This is a genomic window from Enterobacter sp. SST3 (assembly GCF_000286655.1).
In the GTDB taxonomy this organism is placed as follows: Bacteria; Pseudomonadota; Gammaproteobacteria; order Enterobacterales; family Enterobacteriaceae; genus Enterobacter; species Enterobacter roggenkampii.
In genome coordinates this window covers 93291-110217 of the sequence record NZ_ALNS01000013.1, presented here as the reverse complement: position 1 = coordinate 110217, position 16927 = coordinate 93291, and the positions used below count along the sequence as shown (strand labels likewise).

14 protein-coding genes and 1 pseudogene are annotated in these 16927 nt (G+C 56.1%); 6 read left to right on the top strand and 9 right to left on the bottom strand.

Annotated elements, in window-relative coordinates; translation table 11 throughout:
* Positions 1–23: 23 nt before the first annotated feature.
* From B498_RS13185 to B498_RS13205, 5 genes are all read right to left on the bottom strand, one after another.
* Positions 24–1580, bottom strand: a complete 1557-nt coding sequence (locus tag B498_RS13185; RefSeq protein ID WP_008500947.1) for a cyclic di-GMP phosphodiesterase — start codon at positions 1578–1580, stop codon at positions 24–26.
* A 127-nt stretch (positions 1581–1707) separates the two neighbouring features.
* Positions 1708–2277: a bifunctional murein DD-endopeptidase/murein LD-carboxypeptidase gene (mepS, locus tag B498_RS13190; RefSeq protein ID WP_008500946.1), complete on the bottom strand. Its 570-nt coding sequence runs from the start codon at positions 2275–2277 to the stop codon at positions 1708–1710.
* A gap of 415 nt (positions 2278–2692) precedes the next feature.
* The gene (locus tag B498_RS13195) at positions 2693–3406 is read right to left on the bottom strand and encodes a phosphatase PAP2 family protein (protein WP_157179049.1); all 714 of its coding nucleotides are present in this window, start codon (positions 3404–3406) and stop codon (positions 2693–2695) included.
* A gap of 33 nt (positions 3407–3439) precedes the next feature.
* Positions 3440–4426 carry a CobW family GTP-binding protein gene (locus B498_RS13200; protein WP_008500943.1) on the bottom strand — a complete coding sequence of 329 codons (987 nt, stop codon included), beginning with the start codon at positions 4424–4426 and terminating at the stop codon, positions 3440–3442.
* Between the two features lie 122 nt (positions 4427–4548).
* On the bottom strand, positions 4549–6015 hold the full coding sequence (locus B498_RS13205; protein WP_008500942.1) for a mannitol dehydrogenase family protein: 1467 nt from the start codon (positions 6013–6015) through the stop codon (positions 4549–4551).
* Between the two features lie 203 nt (positions 6016–6218).
* On the opposite strand from B498_RS13205, the gene uxuA reads away from it, so the two are divergent.
* Positions 6219–7409 carry a mannonate dehydratase gene (uxuA, locus tag B498_RS13210; RefSeq protein WP_008500941.1) on the top strand — a complete coding sequence of 397 codons (1191 nt, stop codon included), beginning with the start codon at positions 6219–6221 and terminating at the stop codon, positions 7407–7409.
* Positions 7410–7526: 117 nt separating this feature from the next.
* On the opposite strand, the gene yeiP is transcribed toward uxuA, so the two are convergent.
* The gene (gene yeiP, locus B498_RS13215) at positions 7527–8099 is read right to left on the bottom strand and encodes an elongation factor P-like protein YeiP (protein WP_008500940.1); all 573 of its coding nucleotides are present in this window, start codon (positions 8097–8099) and stop codon (positions 7527–7529) included.
* A 164-nt stretch (positions 8100–8263) separates the two neighbouring features.
* On the opposite strand from yeiP, the gene B498_RS0121405 reads away from it, so the two are divergent.
* Positions 8264–8518: a YkgJ family cysteine cluster protein gene (locus B498_RS0121405; protein WP_021241515.1), complete on the top strand. Its 255-nt coding sequence runs from the start codon at positions 8264–8266 to the stop codon at positions 8516–8518.
* Here B498_RS0121405 and setB read toward each other — a convergent pair.
* Positions 8515–9695, bottom strand: a pseudogene (gene setB / locus B498_RS0121400) (sugar efflux transporter SetB). The gene B498_RS0121405 and the pseudogene setB sit on opposite strands and share 4 nt — an antisense overlap.
* Before the next feature lie 361 nt (positions 9696–10056).
* Here setB and fruB point away from each other — a divergent pair.
* Genes fruB through fruA form a run of 3 tightly spaced genes read left to right on the top strand, consistent with a single transcriptional unit; the run spans position 10057 to position 13827 of the window.
* On the top strand, positions 10057–11187 hold the full coding sequence (gene fruB, locus B498_RS13220) for a fused PTS fructose transporter subunit IIA/HPr protein (protein WP_008500937.1): 1131 nt from the start codon (positions 10057–10059) through the stop codon (positions 11185–11187).
* Entirely contained in the window at positions 11187–12125 is a 939-nt protein-coding gene (gene fruK / locus B498_RS13225; RefSeq protein ID WP_008500936.1) for a 1-phosphofructokinase, read from the top strand. Before fruB ends, fruK begins: the two co-directional genes overlap by 1 nt.
* Before the next feature lie 16 nt (positions 12126–12141).
* Positions 12142–13827 (top strand): PTS fructose transporter subunit IIBC, encoded by a 1686-nt coding sequence (gene fruA, locus B498_RS13230; RefSeq protein ID WP_008500935.1) that lies wholly within the window; start codon positions 12142–12144, stop codon positions 13825–13827.
* Positions 13828–13873: 46 nt separating this feature from the next.
* Here the strand turns inward: fruA and nfo are convergent, their stop codons facing one another.
* Positions 13874–14731, bottom strand: coding sequence for a deoxyribonuclease IV (gene nfo, locus B498_RS13235; RefSeq protein WP_008500934.1), 858 nt, complete (start codon positions 14729–14731; stop codon positions 13874–13876).
* Between the two features lie 64 nt (positions 14732–14795).
* Positions 14796–15842 carry a YeiH family protein gene (locus B498_RS13240; protein ID WP_008500933.1) on the bottom strand — a complete coding sequence of 349 codons (1047 nt, stop codon included), beginning with the start codon at positions 15840–15842 and terminating at the stop codon, positions 14796–14798.
* A 97-nt stretch (positions 15843–15939) separates the two neighbouring features.
* On the opposite strand from B498_RS13240, the gene yieE reads away from it, so the two are divergent.
* The gene (yieE, locus tag B498_RS13245; RefSeq protein WP_008500932.1) at positions 15940–16806 is read left to right on the top strand and encodes a DNA-binding transcriptional regulator YeiE; all 867 of its coding nucleotides are present in this window, start codon (positions 15940–15942) and stop codon (positions 16804–16806) included.
* Positions 16807–16927: the final 121 nt, after the last annotated feature.

Sequence of the window (16927 nt, the reverse complement as noted above, 5' to 3'; positions counted from 1 at the left end):
GTGACGTCACGGGCAATGTGAAATTAATCGCCTTCGGGCGAAATATCAGGCCGCCATTCGCGGAACTGCGCCAGCGGCATCGGGCGGCTAATCCAGTATCCCTGCAAAAAGTTAACGCCGTGTTCGCGCAGCCAGGCCGCCTGTTCCGGCGTCTCTACCCCTTCGGCGACGGTCGACATATTCAGTCGTCTTGCCAGCGTCAGAACGGCATCCAGCACCGGCGACGTCACGGTCTCGGTACCGATCGCATTAACAAAACCACGGTCGATTTTGAGGTAGTCCATGGTGAAATGCTCAAGGTAAATCAGCGCGCTGTGGCCGGTACCAAAATCATCAATGGCGATTTCAAACCCTTCGTTATGCAGCCATTCGAAAAGGGTGTTGGCCTCCCGATGGTTGAGCATATCGCGCTCGGTAATTTCCAGCACGATCTGGAAGTAATCCGGCGGCAGCAGGGCTTTGAAGGTGCGCATATCGTCCTTGAAGCTTTCCGCATGCAGATGCCCCGGTGCAATGTTAATACCCACCTTTGCGCCCGGAGGTAACAGCGTTTGTAACACGGGCGCATCGTGAATGATAAGGTCAAAGAGATGCAGCGTCAGCGGGACAATCAGCTTCTGTGCTTCGGCAAAATTGATAAACGCGTCCGGCGGAATTTCCCCCATTGTCGGGTGTTTCCAGCGCATCAGGACTTCAAGCCCGGTCATCCTGAGCGATTTGGCATCGACGACGGGCTGATAAACCACATAAAACTGACCGCGCTTGATAGCGCTTAAAATTTCTTTACCCGGGTTGAGCCGAATGCTGAGGATGTAGTAGTTAAGCGATCCGGCACAAATCCCGCATACCAGCCCGAAGAACAGCGCGTAGAGAATTTCATCGCTGGTCCATGCGTCCGCATACAGGTTGATGGTCAGGGGGAGGTCTTTCAGCGTCGCCGTGCGGACCGGGATGTCATGCAAGTCGCGGGTATGAACCAGCGTGCTGGACCGCGTCGACAAGGCGTTATCGCCGATAATGATAGCGATACCCGCGAACTCGTCCTGGCGCTCAGTATAGAGCAGGTAAGGCGTCAGATTAATATTCACAGAAGTGAACACCCCGCCGTCCTTCACTAATGGGTTGCGGTACCAGATCGCAATCGCAGGTTCATCAGGCAGCATGGGGGTACCCGGAAGCAACGCCATATCGATCTGTTTATTGATGTTCAGCTCAGGTATGAGCGTCTCCATCGGGGCATTCATCGGGCCTGTTGCCGAGGAGCAGAATGCCATCTTGTCCCGGACCAGCAGGAAGGCGCGAACGTTAATGCTGAAGGCCGCGCGTGAGGTGAGTTCCTGGTTGACGTCCTGGCACGTGTTCAGCGTGAGAGGCTGGAGGACATTGACCGCTTTTTTTAGGTCTTCGAAATAGCTCCCCATGTAGGCGCTCACATCATTCACCAGGGTGTCGAATTTGACTTCCCGCTTGTGGTAACTCCACGAAAATTGCAGGGAACCCAGGAGCAGGGCGGTGATGAGACCCGTGATAATACTGAGGATCAGTATTTTACGATTACTGGAGAAGTAGCGGGTGAGCATAGACGTCGTGATTCCTGAAAAGCCGCTTGATGTATTCAGTGTAACGGGCAAAAAAAAACACTGCCGAAGCAGTGCTTTTTTTCATCATATCGCCAGCCAAGGGATAACCAACGATACAATAGTTATATTAACTGCGGGTCAGTACGCGGCGCGCTTCGTTATAACGCTTCTTCCAGTACGGTTCGTTCATGCTGGAAATGGTCACACCGCTGCTGGTGGAGGCATGTACGAACTGGTCATTACCAATGTAGATGCCAACATGTCGACCTGTAGACCCCGCGCGGAACAGAACTAAATCGCCGGTGCGCAGTTTGGTACGTGAAATCGACTTGCCCATCTCCTGCTGTTCATAGGTTGAACGCGGAAGATCTAACCCAAATTGCTCGCGGAACGTACGCTGTACAAAACCGGAACAATCAATACCTGTTTTCGTGCTGCCGCCAAGACGATAACGCACGCCTTTCCAGTCAGCATACTGGTCCATAATGCGGGATTTCACGTCCAGATTACGTACCATATTTTCAAATTCATCCTGAGAGGCTTGCAGTGAAGAGGAATCTTCCATTCCCACAACACGCGTCTCAGGATGCATATTCTTCGCGGTGTTCGATGTACTACATGCAGATAACAGTACCGCGACTGCTATCGCCGGGATCCCCCGCAAGATATATCTCAGAAACGGTTGAGATTTGACCATTTTGTTTATTTTCCCTTGAAGTCCTTAACGACAAATATCGTTATAAAAATGCCAAACGTGACGAGACTAATTATCTGTTCACATCGAGACAATTCTTTCTGGTCACATTTGTGGCATAGCGCACAAAATTATTTACCATCGAAATAATTATCCCTATGGGGCAAAACGAGTTCGAGATTAACCGATTGCCAGGGGTATTGCGAGTAAAAAAAGCCTTTTTTTTATAAGAAAATGTGATACAGAAAGTAAAAATCCGTAATTGCTTAAAATGCGGTCGGATCCGACGCGTGATCGCGCAATTGCTTCATTTTTATCATGAATGTGATGACAGGAATATGACAGAGGGAAAAGATCGTGGCGGGAAGGCTATCGGGGATCATGTCGATCCCTGATAGCTCACGTTAATTTAGGTTAGTTATTTGTTTAATTGTTGTTGCGCCTTACCGGGAAGATAGCGATCGAACAACGCTATTATCCTGTCGCTCAGCGGGGTCATTAAACACCACGGCAGCGCAATCAGCGCAACGGAGAGCGAACCGACAGCAATATCGGTGAACCAGTGAGCGCCAATCATTACGCGCGGGAAGGCAAAAACCACAAAAATAATCAGGGCTATGGCAAACGCTTTTCGGCCGAAATAGCGAAGCATGACTGAGGAAAAAATGAGCAGCATCATGCCGTGATCGCCGGGGAAACTGTCCTTCGACGCATCTTTTGTTGGAATATGCAGCAGCTCACTGACGCGATAAATATCGGTGAAAAAGAGCGTAGGGCTGGAACGCTTAACCGGAATAACCGCGGTAGCCAGCTGATTAATGACGACAGCAAACAGCAGCATTACCAGACCGATAATCAGAATACGCCGACGTCCCGCTTTATCCTCTTTCAGCCAGAAAGAGAGCATCAGGCAGCCCATGGCCAGCAGCGAGAAGCCGTCGAAGGCGCGGTTGTTGGTGATGGCCACCAGCCACAGGAATGCGTCGCTCTTCACCAGCGCCTGGTTGAAGAAGTGAAAGATGCCAGAATCCAGGGGGAACCAGAAACCATGATTCGCCGGGATATACCAGGAGAAGAAAAGCGCCAGACCGGCGACATTAAGCAGTAATATCAGGGGAAATCGAGTTGTCATAACGTTCTGCATAGAGTGAAAACTGGGGTAACGTTAGCCGCCCGAACTTAAACGAATCCTCAACAGGCTGGACTGGAGGGCATTCCAGTCGGCGTTAACCGCACTAATTAACTCTATTCGGCTGTCAGGCGGCGCCACGTTCTGCGTTTCAATGAAGAAATCGTCGCCCTGGCGGTTGATCCGCACCAGTCCGTCCGGCGTGCGCATGATCCCTTTCACGCGATCGACGGGCGCAAGGCGGGCCCACTCCAGGATCCCAATGGTGTCAAAAACGGTTTCAGCATCGAAAATCCATCCGCAGGCCTGGTATCCCTGGCCGCTGTTCAGGTTACGACGCCAGCGCTGGTGCTCCGGCAGACTCAGGGCTGCCAGACCCTGCTTAACCGGATGGCTGTGCGCATGATCCGCGCTGGCGGGCAGCTCGGTGAGGTTCAGACGAGGCAGGTCAAGCAGGGTGCTATCAATATTCCCCTGGGTGGTCTGCACCCGCGTGCGATTGCCGCCAAAATGTTGCCACCACGCCTCCAGCGCGGCCTGGCTTTCAGGCGTGGCGCGATCTTCCTTGTTGGCGACGATAACGTCTGCCGAGGCGAGCTGATCGCGGAAGTTCTCGTTGGCCACCGCCTTGTCATCCAGAAGCTGACGCGGATCGAGCAGGCACAGTGTGGCGCGCAGATCGATCCACGGCTCGTAAACCGGGGCGGTCAGTAAATCGAGGATCTGCTTCGGGTGGCCCAGCCCGGTCGGCTCAATCAGCAGGCGGTCGGGTTTGCCCTGACGCAGCAGGGTATTGAGCCCCACCTGCATCGGCAGGCCATTGACGCAGCACATGCATCCGCCGGGGATCTCTTTAATCATCGCGCCGCTGGATGACAGTAACGCGCCGTCAATGCCCACCTCGCCAAATTCATTGACCAGCACGGCCCACTTCTCGGCCGGATCTTTATTCGCCAGCAGGTGGAGAATTGAGGTGGTTTTACCGCTGCCGAGAAAACCGGTGATGAGGTTGGTTTTGGTCACGTGCGCTCCAGATGAGAATGATGATGCGATAACACTGTTCTCTATCCTGGCGAAAAACGTGACCTGTGAGAAGGGGAAGGGCGAACGGAGGCTTTATCCGTTCGCGTTAAGCGCAACAATCGTTAAATATTTAACGTTTCGATAACAGCCTGACGTGCGCCGTGACGGGTGATGCGCTGATAGGCCTGGCTAACAGCCTCAACAAAAACACGATTGTGCGCGAGATCGTGACCAAACACTTCGCTCAGCCCCAGCAGCGCGGGGACGCGGTCGATGTCGCTGCTGGCGTCGACGATCGTGCGGATTTTATCGCTGAGGGGATCGCGAACGTCAATCGCGTTGCCGCGCTCGTCGGTGCCGCTGACGTAGCGTATCCAGCCTGCCACGCCCAGGGCCAGCAGCGGCCACGGCGTGTTTCGCTCAAGATGAACGCGGGTCCCGTCCAGCATTCTTTGCGGAAGCTTCTGGCTACCGTCCATCGCGATTTGCCAGGTCCGATGCTGGAGGGCCGGGTTGGCAAAGCGTTCGATCAAGCTATCGGCATACGCGGTGAGGTCGACATCCTTAATCCGTAACGTGGGGGCCTGCTCGTTCAGCATCAGCCGACGGGCGGCTTCTCGGAACGCTGTGTCCTCCATGCATTCATTAATATGCGCGTAGCCGGCAAGATATCCGAGATACGCCAGGAAAGAGTGGCTGCCGTTGAGCATGCGTAATTTCATCTGCTCCCACGGCAGAACATCCTGCACCATCTGGACACCCGCCACTTCCCACTCGGGACGGCCGGCGACAAAATTATCTTCTATTACCCACTGAATGAACGGCTCGCAGCTGATGGCGCACGGATCTTCCACGCCGAGCGCGTCGGTGATTTCCGCCAGCGAGGCCTCCGTCGCGGCGGGAACAATCCTGTCGACCATCGTTCCGGGGAAGCTTACGTGGGTATCGATCCATTCAGATAACCCTGCGGAACGTTTTTGCGCCATGCCCAGCACGGCGTTTTTCACCACGTGCCCGTTGTCCGGGATATTGTCGCAGGAGAGCACGGTAAAGGCGGGCAGGCCGCGCTCGCGGCGGCGGTGGAGCGCTTCGACCAGGATCCCAGGGGCGGAATGTGGCTCTGAGGGGTTTTCAAGGTCGTGGACGATCCGGGGGTTATTCAGGTCGAGTTTCCCGGTCGCGGGATCGATGCAATAGCCTTTCTCTGTGATGGTGAGCGAGACAATCGCGACCTGAGGCTCGCAAAATTTCTCAATAATGGCGGGCAGGGAGTCCAGCTTTGCGTTCAGGCATTCATGGACGGCACCGACGATAATCGCCTCATTTCCTTCAGCCCCTTTCTCCAGCACGGTGAACAGGTGATCCTGCGCGCGCAGCTGGCTCATCAGCACGTCGCCGCTGAAGAGGCTAATCTCACAAATCCCCCAGTCGCCGCCTTTTTCATTCAGCACCCGATTTGTTAACAAGGCCTGGTGCGCACGGTGAAACGCGCCAAAGCCAAAGTGGACGATGCGGGAGCGCAGTTGCTGACGATCGTAGCGCGGTTGCTGAACCCGGGCAGGAAGGGTGGTGGAGGCAATTGTCTTCATGAGATACACCTGATTAACCATTAATTAACAATGCCAGTGTAAAGTTATATGACAGCAAATAAAATTGGTGAGCCGTAAATATCCCCGTTATGTGAGTTTGATCAATCAATGTGTGGCGGTGTATTGACCCTTCGCGGTAAACATGTATGGTAGTCGTCATTGTAGTAACGCATATTGGTATAACAACTTAAGAGGGTGAGGCAATGGAACAAACCTGGCGTTGGTACGGGCCGAACGATCCGGTTTCTCTTGATGATGTGCGTCAGGCTGGCGCAACGGGTGTCGTCACGGCGCTGCATCATATTCCTAACGGTCAGGTCTGGCCGGTAGAGGAAATCCAGACGCGTCAGGCGCTGCTGGCGGAAAAGGGATTAACCTGGTCTGTGGTGGAAAGCATTCCGGTTCACGAAGACATCAAAACCCATTCCGGCGAGTATCAGACCTGGATTGCCAACTATCAGCAGAGCATCCGTAACCTCGCGGCCTGCGGTATTGATACCGTTTGCTACAACTTCATGCCCATTCTGGACTGGACGCGTACAGACCTCGAATATCAAATGCCGGACGGCTCAAAAGCGCTGCGCTTCGATCAGATTGCCTTTGCGGCATTCGAACTGCACATTCTGAAACGCCCTGGCGCCGACGCGGATTACACCGCGGAAGAGCAGCAGCAGGCGCTCCAATGGTTCAATGCCGCCAGCGACGCGGATATCGAAAAGCTGACCCGTAATATTATTGCGGGCCTGCCGGGTGCCGAAGAGGGGTATACGCTGGATCAGTTCCGCGCCCGCCTGGCGGAGTACGGCAATATTGATAAGCAGCAGCTGCGTGAAAACATGGCGTATTTCCTGCGCGCAATTGTGCCGGTCGCGGAAGAGGTGGGGGTTCGCCTGGCGGTACATCCGGACGATCCACCGCGTCCTATCCTCGGCCTGCCGCGTATCGTGTCTACGATTGAAGATATGCAGTGGCTGAAAGAGACGGTCGACAGCATCCACAACGGCTTTACCATGTGTACCGGCTCCTACGGCGTGCGGGCCGATAACGATCTGGTGCGGATGATTGAAACCTTCGGCGATCGTATTCACTTTACGCATCTGCGTGCGACCTGCCGTGAAGAGAACCCAAAAACCTTCCACGAGGCGGCGCACCTGGGCGGTGATGTGAATATGGTCGCGGTGGTGGACGCTATTCTGGCGGAAGAGGCGCGTCGCAAGCAGGCTGGCGATGTGCGTCCTATCCCGTTCCGTCCGGATCACGGACACCAGATGCTGGACGATCTGCGTAAGAAAACCAACCCGGGCTATTCGGCGATTGGCCGTCTTAAAGGGATGGCGGAAGTGCGCGGCGTTGAGCTGGCGCTGAAGATGACGAAGTATCCGGAGCTGCTGTAACCGGAATTGCCGGGTGGCGGCTTCGCCTTACCCAGCCTACAAAAACACAAAAACCGGCTTCAGGGCCGGTTTTTTCGTAGGTCGGGTAAGCGTAGCGCCACCCGACAAACGCCGCAATCAGTCAGCGCGACCCATATAGCGTTTTTCTTCGATATGGATGCGGATTTTCTCGCCAGCAGAAAGGTATTCCGGCACCTGCACAACCAGGCCGGTGGTCAGGGTAGCCGGTTTGTTGCGGGCACTGGCGGATGCGCCTTTGATGCCTGGTGCCGTTTCAACGATTTCCAGATCGACGGTCTGAGGCAGTTCCAGCGCCAGCAGCACCCCGTCCCAGGTCAGAACCTGCATATCAGGCATACCGCCTTCCGGGATGAACAGCAGCTCTTCTTCAATCTGGTCTTTGGTGAAGATATACGGGGTGTAATCTTCTTTGTCCATGAACACATATTCGTTGCCGTCGATGTAGGAGAAATCAACATAGCGACGGGTCAGGGTCACGGTATCGACGATATCGTCCCCTTTAAAGCGCTCTTCCACCTTCAGGCCGGTACGCACATCGGCGAAACGCATTTTGTACAGCGTAGCTGCACCACGGGCGCTTGGTGCCTGAATATCGATATCTTTCACAATCAGCAATTTGCCGTTGTAATTCAGTACCATACCTTTCTTAATTTCGTTCGCTCTTGGCATTGCAGTAATCCTGTTTACGGGAGGTAAAAAATATCGCGCCAAATTACTCGCGCGCGGCCTTTCAGGCAAGAGGAATTCGTGGCTTTTGCTATCAATACACATAAGGTGTTACTGTGCGCGCGATGCCCGACCGTACGGGCATTCGCCAGCGAAAGAGAGCATTTATGGATTGTCGTCCCGATTGTGGCGCGTGCTGTACTGCACCGTCCATTTCAAGCCCCATTCCAGGAATGCCCGAGGGCAAGCCTGCCAATACCCGCTGCGTTCAGCTCTCGGAAACGAACCTATGCATGATCTTTGGCTCACCGTTGCGCCCGAAGGTCTGCTCCGGGCTTCAGCCCACGGCTGAAATGTGCGGCAGCACGCGAGAGCAGGCGATAACGTACCTTCTTGAGCTGGAAGCGCTCACCGCGCCTTAAACGTCTTTAATCCTCGCCAGGCAGCCAATCGTCAGCGTACACATCACCAGCGCAATCCAGAACACCGTGTGATAGTTCCAGATTTCGGCCACGACACCGGCCATTGAACCGGCAATAATCCAGCCCACGCGGGTGGTATTAGTATAAAGGGTGGTGGCGGAGCCTGCCTGGCCCGGCATCAGATCCTGGAAATAAAGCATGCCTATCCCGGCGAGAATACCAATATAGATAGCGTTCAGCAGCTGTAACGCCAGCAACAGCCCCGGCGTATGTACCGTCAGCATACCGATATAAAACAGCAGACCGGCGACGGCGGCGATGCGCATTAAAAAACGTTTCCCGAAGCGCTTTGCGTAATAGCCTGCGATCAGCATGGTCGGGATCTCAAGCCCGGCTGCGGTGCCCATCATGATGCCCGCCAGCTTCTCCGGCAGGTGCAGTTCATTAATGATAAACAGCGGCATATTGATGATATACAGGCTATTGGTGCCCCACATCAGCGTGCAGATCGCGAACAGGAGCAGGGCATCGCGGCGGTTACGGCGCGGCGCTTCCAGCACACCCGTTGCCACCTTGGGCTCTTTGCGCATGGACGGCAGGAAGAACCACACCAGCGCGCCGCACGCCACAAACGCGACTGCCGCGCTCAGGTACATCACCGTAAAGCCAAAACCCATCGCCAGCGCGTAGGCCAGCGGCGGGCCAATCACCCACGCCAGCGACACCTGTGCACGCAGGACAGAGCTGAACATCACCGCTTCACGTCCGGTATGGTCGGCGTGTTCGCGGGCAAGCGCAAACAGCTGTGGGTTAGCCGTCGAGCCAAAGCTGCTCAGGAATACCCCGACGAAAAGCAGAATGAAGTAGTTGCGGTTCCAGGCAAACAGAACGCAGGCCATGACCCCCAGCAGGCAGCAGAAAACGATCAGGCTTTACGATCGCCTTTTCTGTCGGATCGCCCCGCCAGAAACTGACTGACCAGGATGCCGATGATGGCGCTTCCGGTAAAAAAGAAGCCAACCAGCGCCGGACGAACATGAACCTCATTGGTCAGAAATAAGCTCAGCGTCGGGGTCTGTAACGCACCGGCAATGCCCGTGAAAAAGGCAACAATCAGGAAGGCCGCTGAGGTCAAGTCAAAGGGCTTTGGCGAGGCAGCCGCAGGGGTGTTATGCATGTTTTATAATTAGCGAGTAGCAGAGAGGGGCGGAGTGTACGCCGTCAGCTAAAAAATAAACAGTGGGTGCGGTCAATGATGCCACGAAAAATCAAAATGGCATTTCAACTTGCCTCTCACGCTGCTGACCTTAGCTGAAACTGACTTGCTGAACTTCAGCAAAATTCAGCTCAATGAAGAAGAAATGTGCTGTATCTCTAAATTCTGATATCAGAAAGACGAGTTTACTTGCAAGGTACAGCAGAAAGCGCAAGACTTTTTGAAACGTTTCAGCGCTATCTTGTTTTAACAAACGGAGCAGGCTAGCGCATTTTTTCTCATTAAAGCTGAAACGATTCAAGTTCAGCAGGAGTGGAGAACCATGTTCCAGTTATCTGTTCAGGATATCCACCCGGGCGCTCAGGCCGGGGATAAAGAAGAGGCTATTCGCCAGGTTGCCGCTGCGCTTGTGCAGGCGGGTAACGTCGCGGACGGCTATGTCAACGGCATGCTGGCCCGCGAGCAGCAGACTTCAACCTTCCTCGGCAATGGCATTGCCATTCCGCACGGTACCACCGACACCCGCGATCAGGTGCTGAAAACCGGCGTTAAGGTGTATCAGTTCCCGCAGGGCGTGCTCTGGGGCGACGGTCAGGTGGCCTATGTGGCCATCGGTATCGCGGCCAGCAGCGATGAACACTTAGGTCTGCTGCGTCAGCTGACGCATGTCCTGAGCGATGACGCGGTGGCTGAACAGCTTAAATCCGCCACCACCGCGGAAGAGCTGCGCGCCTTGCTGATGGGCGAAAAACAGAGTGAAGCGCTGAAACTGGATAATGAAACGCTGACGCTGGATGTGGTTGCTTCCGATCTGGTGACGCTGCAGGCGCTGAACGCGGGTCGTCTGAAAGAAGCCGGCGCGGCGGATGCCACCTTTGTGACGCGCGTGATTAACGATAAGCCGTTGAATCTGGGTCAGGGCATCTGGCTGAACGACAGTGCTGAAGGCAACCTGCGCAGTGCGATTGCCGTGAGCCGTGCTGCCTCGGCGTTTGAGGTAGAAGGCGAGCGCGCAGCCATGCTGGTGACCGTCGCGATGGCTGATGAACAGCCGGTTTCCGTGCTGAAGCGTCTTGGCGATCTGCTGCTGAACAACAAAGCTGAAAAACTGCTGAACGCTGATGCGTCCACCGTGCTGGCACTGCTGACCAGTGATGATGCGCTGACGGATGACGTGCTAACCGCGGAGTTCGTGGTGCGTAACGAGCACGGCCTGCATGCCCGTCCGGGCACCATGCTGGTGAATACCATTAAACAATTTGAGAGTGAGATTACCGTGGCGAATCTTGACGGCACGGGCAAACCGGCCAACGGCCGTAGTCTGATGAAAGTGGTCGCGCTGGGCGTGAAGAAAGGCCACCGTCTGCGCTTCACCGCGCAGGGTGCCGATGCTGAACAGGCGCTGAAAGCGATTGGCGATGCCATCGCGGCGGGTCTGGGGGAGGGCGCATAATGAGCAGACGTGTTGCGACTATTACGCTGAACCCGGCTTATGACCTGGTGGGGTTTTGCCCGGAAATTGAGCGCGGCGAAGTTAACCTCGTGCGTACCACCGGCCTGCATGCTGCGGGCAAAGGGATTAACGTCGCGAAAGTGCTCAAGGATCTCGGTATCGATGTCACCGTGGGCGGATTCCTCGGCAAAGACAACCAGGATGGTTTCCAGCAGCTGTTCAGCGAGCTGGGCATTGCCAACCGTTTCCAGGTTGTTCAGGGCCGTACCCGTATCAACGTTAAGCTGACGGAGAAAGACGGTGAAGTGACCGATCTGAACTTCTCTGGCTTCGAAGTGACGCCGTCAGACTGGGAACGCTTTGTCAACGACTCGCTGACCTGGCTGGGGCAGTTTGACATGGTGTGCGTCAGCGGCAGCCTGCCGTCCGGCGTCAGTCCGGAAGCGTTTACCGACTGGATGACGCGCCTGCGCAGCCAGTGCCCATGCATTATTTTTGACAGCAGCCGTGACGCGCTGGTCGCGGGCCTGAAAGCCTCTCCGTGGCTGGTGAAGCCTAATCGCCGCGAGCTGGAGATCTGGGCCGGCCGTAAGCTGCCAGAATTAAAAGATGTGATTGACGCTGCCCATGCGCTGCGCGAGCAGGGTATCGCTCACGTGGTGATCTCGCTTGGTGCAGAAGGCGCGTTGTGGGTTAACGCGTCTGGCGAATGGATCGCCAAACCGCCGTCAATGGAGGTTGTGAGTACCGTTGGCGCAGGGGATTCCATGGTTGGCGGACTGATTTATGGTCTGCTGATGCGGGAATCCAGTGAACATACTTTACGTCTTGCCACTGCCGTTGCTGCCCTGGCCGTCAGCCAGAGCAATGTCGGTATTACCGATCGTACCCAGTTAGCCGCGATGATGGCGCGCGTTGACTTAAAACCTTTTAACTAACAGCAGGAGAGGAATAATGAAAACGCTGCTGATCATTGACTCCGGTCTCGGACAGGCACGCGCCTATATGGCGAAGACCTTGCTGGGAGCGGCGGCGAACAAAGCACATCTCGAGATGACTGATAACCCGGGCGATGCCGAACTGGCCATTGTCCTGGGCGACAACATCCCGGCTGACAGTGCGCTGAACGGCAAAAAAGTGTGGCTGGGCGATATTAATCGCGCGGTGGCACATCCGGAACTGTTCCTGAGCGAAGCGAAAGGTCACGCGTCTGTCTACAGCGCGCCTGTCGCGACGGCACCGGCTGCGGCCACGGGCCCGAAACGCATTGTGGCGGTGACGGCCTGCCCGACGGGGGTGGCTCACACCTTTATGGCGGCTGAAGCCATTGAAACCGAAGCAAAAAAACGCGGCTGGTGGGTAAAAGTTGAAACGCGCGGCTCCGTCGGTGCCGGCAATGCCATCACCCCAGAGGAAGTGGCTGAGGCCGATCTGGTGATTGTGGCGGCGGATATCGAAGTGGACCTGGCGAAATTTGCCGGTAAGCCAATGTACCGCACCTCCACCGGCCTGGCGCTGAAAAAGACCGCGCAGGAGTTTGATAAAGCGCTGGTGGAAGCGAAGCCGTATCAGGCAACCGGCGCGCGTCAGACCGCGACGGAAGGGAAGAAAGAGTCCGCAGGCGCCTATCGTCACCTGCTGACCGGCGTGTCTTACATGCTGCCGATGGTGGTCGCGGGCGGTCTGTGTATCGCGCTCTCGTTCGCGTTTGGTATCACCGCGTTTAAAGAAGAAGGAACGCTGGCGGCAGCGCTGATGCAGATCGGCGGGGGCTCAGCCTTCGCCCTGATGGTGCCGGTACTGGCGGGCTTTATTGCCTTCTCCATTGCTGACCGCCCGGGTCTGACCCCGGGTCTTATCGGCGGTATGCTGGCCGTGAGCACCGGTTCTGGCTTTATCGGCGGTATCATCGCGGGCTTCCTTGCCGGTTACGTCGCGAAGCTGATTAGCTCGAAGCTGAAGCTGCCGCAGAGTATGGAAGCGCTGAAGCCGATCCTGATCATCCCGCTGATTTCCAGCCTGGTGGTCGGCCTGGCGATGATTTACCTGATTGGTAAGCCGGTTGCAGGCATCCTGGCGGGTCTGACCCACTGGCTGCAGACCATGGGCACCGCGAACGCGGTTCTGCTGGGTGCGATTCTCGGCGGCATGATGTGTACCGACATGGGTGGTCCGGTGAACAAAGCGGCGTACGCCTTTGGTGTGGGCCTGCTGAGTACCCAGACCTACGCGCCAATGGCGGCGATCATGGCGGCAGGCATGGTGCCTCCGCTGGCGCTCGGCCTGGCGACAATTATTGCCCGTCGTAAGTTCGATAAAGCGCAGCAGGAAGGTGGTAAAGCCGCGCTGGTGCTGGGTCTGTGCTTCATCACCGAAGGTGCGATTCCGTTCGCGGCGCGTGACCCAATGCGTGTGCTGCCGTGCTGTATCGCGGGTGGTGCGGTAACGGGTGCAATCTCCATGGCGATTGGCGCAAAACTGATGGCACCACACGGCGGTCTGTTCGTGCTGCTGATCCCTGGCGCCATCACCCCTGTACTGGGCTACCTGCTGGCGATTGTTGCCGGTACGCTGGTGGCGGGCCTCTCTTACGCGGTGCTGAAACGTCCGGAAGCGGAAGTTGTGGCGAAAGCAGCGTAAGCGGTAAGCAATAAAAAAGCCGGGTGCTAATGCAACCCGGCTTTTTTTATGCCGCCTGTTCAGCGGTTTGCTGTGCCTTCAGCCAGGCAATCTCTTCTGCCCAGATGTCCGGATTGATGGTTTCAAGCACCATCGGAATACCGTCGAAGCGGGCGTCCTGCATAATAAAGCGGAACGCATCGTGGCCAATGTTGCCTTCGCCCAGGCTGTGATGGCGGTCAACGCGGCTACCAAAGGCGCTTTTCGCATCGTTTAAGTGCATTCCACGCAGGTATTTAAAGCCCACAATGCGCTCGAACTCATCAAACGTGTTTTTTGTTGCCTCGGTGGTGCGCAGGTCATAACCGGCGGCAAACGCGTGACAGGTATCAATGCACACGCCGACGCGGGATTTGTCCTCCACGCCGTCGATAATCGCCGCCAGATGTTCGAACTTAAAGCCGAGGTTGCTGCCCTGACCAGCGGTGTTCTCAATCACCGCCGTCACGCCTTTGGTTTTATCCAGAGTGATGTTGATGGACTCCGCAATGCGCGCCAGGCAGGCATCTTCGTCGATCTGCATCAGATGGCTGCCCGGATGGAAGTTCAGCAGCGTCAGCCCCAGCAGTTCGCAGCGCTGCACTTCATCCAGAAACGCCTCGCGGGATTTTTCCAGCGCTTCTTCAACCGGGTGACCGAGGTTGATCAGGTAGCTGTCGTGGGGGAGGATCTGGCCGGGCCCGTAGCGGTATTTCTCACAGGCGGCTTTGAAATCATCAATCACCTCAGCGGTGAGCGGTGCGGCGCGCCACTGGCGCTGATTTTTGGTGAACAGGGCGAAAGCGGTCGCCTCAATTTCGGCGGCGCGAATGGCGGCATTCGCAAGGCCACCTGCAGCGCTAACGTGCGCTCCAACATATTTCATAAAGGGACTCCTGTTAACCCGAAATGCCTATGATAGCGGGTTAACAGGAGAAGGATGTAGTGGTTTATGCCATCAGGCTATGGACCGCGAGGTTAATTGCGCCACCGCCGACAATCAGCCAGATGAAGAGCACCAGCGCCATCAGCAGCGGTTTCGCACCGGCTTTTTTCAGCGCGCTGACGTGTGTGGTCACCCCCAGCGCCGCCATGGCCATCGCCAGCAGTACGGTATCCAGCGTCACCAGCATATCCACCACCGCTTTCGGCAGCAGGTGGAAGGAGTTAAAGATAGCGACCACGATGAACAGGATCGCAAACCACGGAATGGTGATTTTGCTCTTCTCGCTGCCGCCAGCCGGTGCCAGCTGTTTAACCCGTGCGGCCAGGAAAATCAGGAACGGCGCCAGCATCATCACGCGCAGCATTTTGGCAATCACCGCCGCGTTTTCAGCGTCCGGGTTAATGGCATGTCCTGCTGCGACCACCTGGGCCACTTCGTGCATGGTCGAGCCGATATAGATGCCGTAGGTTTCCGGGCTAAACCAGTGGGCGACCAGCGGATACATGGCCGGGTAGAGGAAAATCGCCAGCGTACCGAAGATCACCACCGTCGCGACGGCAACCGTTACCTTGCTGGCTTCGGCTTTCACGACCGGCTCCGTTGCCAGCACCGCCGCTGCGCCACAGATACTGCTCCCGGCACCGATCAGCCAGCTGGTTTGCCTGTCCAGGCCAAACACTTTCTGACCGATAAAGCAGGCCAGTAAAAAGGTGCTGGTCAGGGTCAGAACGTCGATGGCGATCCCGCTCGCACCCACATCCGCAATCTGCGAAAAGGTGAGACGAAAGCCATAAAGAATGATCCCAAGACGCAGCAGATGCTGCTTGGCAAAGATTACGCCGCCGTCGCAGGATTTCCAGATATGTGGATAAACGGTGTTACCCACGACCATGCCGAGCAAAATGGCGAGCGTCAGCGCGCTGAAACCTGCGCCTGCGATGGCCGGGATGCCGCCGCCCCATAGCGCGACGGCGGTCACTGCGGCGCTGAGCGCAAGACCCGGCACGAAGTGCCACACTGTACGATGATGTTGTAAGGTGATTTCTGACATAACCTTCTCCTTTGTCTGGCTAAAGGTTACGGCGGTCTGGCTTAAAAATAAAATTGATTATATACTTATAATCAATCTATATAAGTGGTAAGCAACCATGCACATTACTTTGCGTCAGCTGGAAGTGTTTGCCGAGGTGCTGAAAAGCGGCTCGACGACCCAGGCGTCACAAATGCTGGCGCTCTCGCAGTCTGCGGTCAGCGCGGCGTTGACCGATCTTGAAGGACAGCTGGGCGTTCAGCTTTTCGACAGGGTAGGGAAGCGTCTGGTGGTCAACGAACACGGTCGTCTTCTTTATCCACGCGCGCTGGCGCTGCTGGAGCAGGCTATCGAAATCGAACAGCTGTTCCGCGAAGATAACGGCGCGATCCGCGTCTACGCCAGCAGCACCATCGGGAACTACATTCTGCCGGAAGTTATTGCCCGCTATCGCCGGGATTTTCCCACCCTGCCGCTGGAGATGAGCGTGGGCAATAGCCAGGACGTCATCAACGCGGTGATCGACTTCCGCGTGGATATCGGCCTCATCGAAGGACCCTGCCACAACGTCGATATCATTGCCGAGCCCTGGCTGGAAGACGAGCTGGTGGTGTTTGCGTCCCCGGCCTCGTCATTATTGCAGGGCGAGGTGACGCTGGAGCGGCTGGCGCAGGCGCAGTGGATCCTGCGCGAGCAGGGCTCCGGCACGCGTGAAATTGTCGATTACCTGCTGCTGTCCCATCTGCCGCATTTCCAGCTGGGGATGGAATTGGGGAACTCAGAGGCGATTAAGCACGCGGTGCGCCACGGGCTGGGTATCAGCTGTCTTTCCCGGCGCGTTATTGCCGAACAGCTGGAAACCGGATCGCTGGTGGAGATTCCCGTTCCGCTCCCGAAACTGGTGCGCACGCTGTGGTGCATTCATCATCGCCAGAAACACCTTTCCAGCTCCCTGCAGCGTTTTCTGCGCTATTGCGAAATCTGACATCGTCCCTCACCCCAAAGGGAAGAGGGAAAAATTATGCTTTACTTATAATCCTGGCCGCGTCATGAAGCTCTCTTATAACTGAGTATTTCTGCCGGAAGGAACGCGGATCGTCTGCTAC

What these genes read in the sequence shown, in the direction of transcription:
- B498_RS13185 (WP_008500947.1), bottom strand. Translation starts at nt 1,580, where the DNA reads ATGCTCACCCGCTACTTCTCCAGTAATCGTAAAATACTGATCCTCAGT.
- mepS (WP_008500946.1), bottom strand. Translation starts at nt 2,277, where the DNA reads ATGGTCAAATCTCAACCGTTTCTGAGATATATCTTGCGGGGGATCCCG.
- B498_RS13195 (WP_157179049.1), bottom strand. Translation starts at nt 3,406, where the DNA reads ATGACAACTCGATTTCCCCTGATATTACTGCTTAATGTCGCCGGTCTG.
- B498_RS13205 (WP_008500942.1), bottom strand. Translation starts at nt 6,015, where the DNA reads ATGAAGACAATTGCCTCCACCACCCTTCCTGCCCGGGTTCAGCAACCG.
- uxuA (WP_008500941.1), top strand. Translation starts at nt 6,219, where the DNA reads ATGGAACAAACCTGGCGTTGGTACGGGCCGAACGATCCGGTTTCTCTT.
- yeiP (WP_008500940.1), bottom strand. Translation starts at nt 8,099, where the DNA reads ATGCCAAGAGCGAACGAAATTAAGAAAGGTATGGTACTGAATTACAAC.
- B498_RS0121405 (WP_021241515.1), top strand. Translation starts at nt 8,264, where the DNA reads ATGGATTGTCGTCCCGATTGTGGCGCGTGCTGTACTGCACCGTCCATT.
- fruB (WP_008500937.1), top strand. Translation starts at nt 10,057, where the DNA reads ATGTTCCAGTTATCTGTTCAGGATATCCACCCGGGCGCTCAGGCCGGG.
- fruK (WP_008500936.1), top strand. Translation starts at nt 11,187, where the DNA reads ATGAGCAGACGTGTTGCGACTATTACGCTGAACCCGGCTTATGACCTG.
- fruA (WP_008500935.1), top strand. Translation starts at nt 12,142, where the DNA reads ATGAAAACGCTGCTGATCATTGACTCCGGTCTCGGACAGGCACGCGCC.
- nfo (WP_008500934.1), bottom strand. Translation starts at nt 14,731, where the DNA reads ATGAAATATGTTGGAGCGCACGTTAGCGCTGCAGGTGGCCTTGCGAAT.
- B498_RS13240 (WP_008500933.1), bottom strand. Translation starts at nt 15,842, where the DNA reads ATGTCAGAAATCACCTTACAACATCATCGTACAGTGTGGCACTTCGTG.
- yieE (WP_008500932.1), top strand. Translation starts at nt 15,940, where the DNA reads ATGCACATTACTTTGCGTCAGCTGGAAGTGTTTGCCGAGGTGCTGAAA.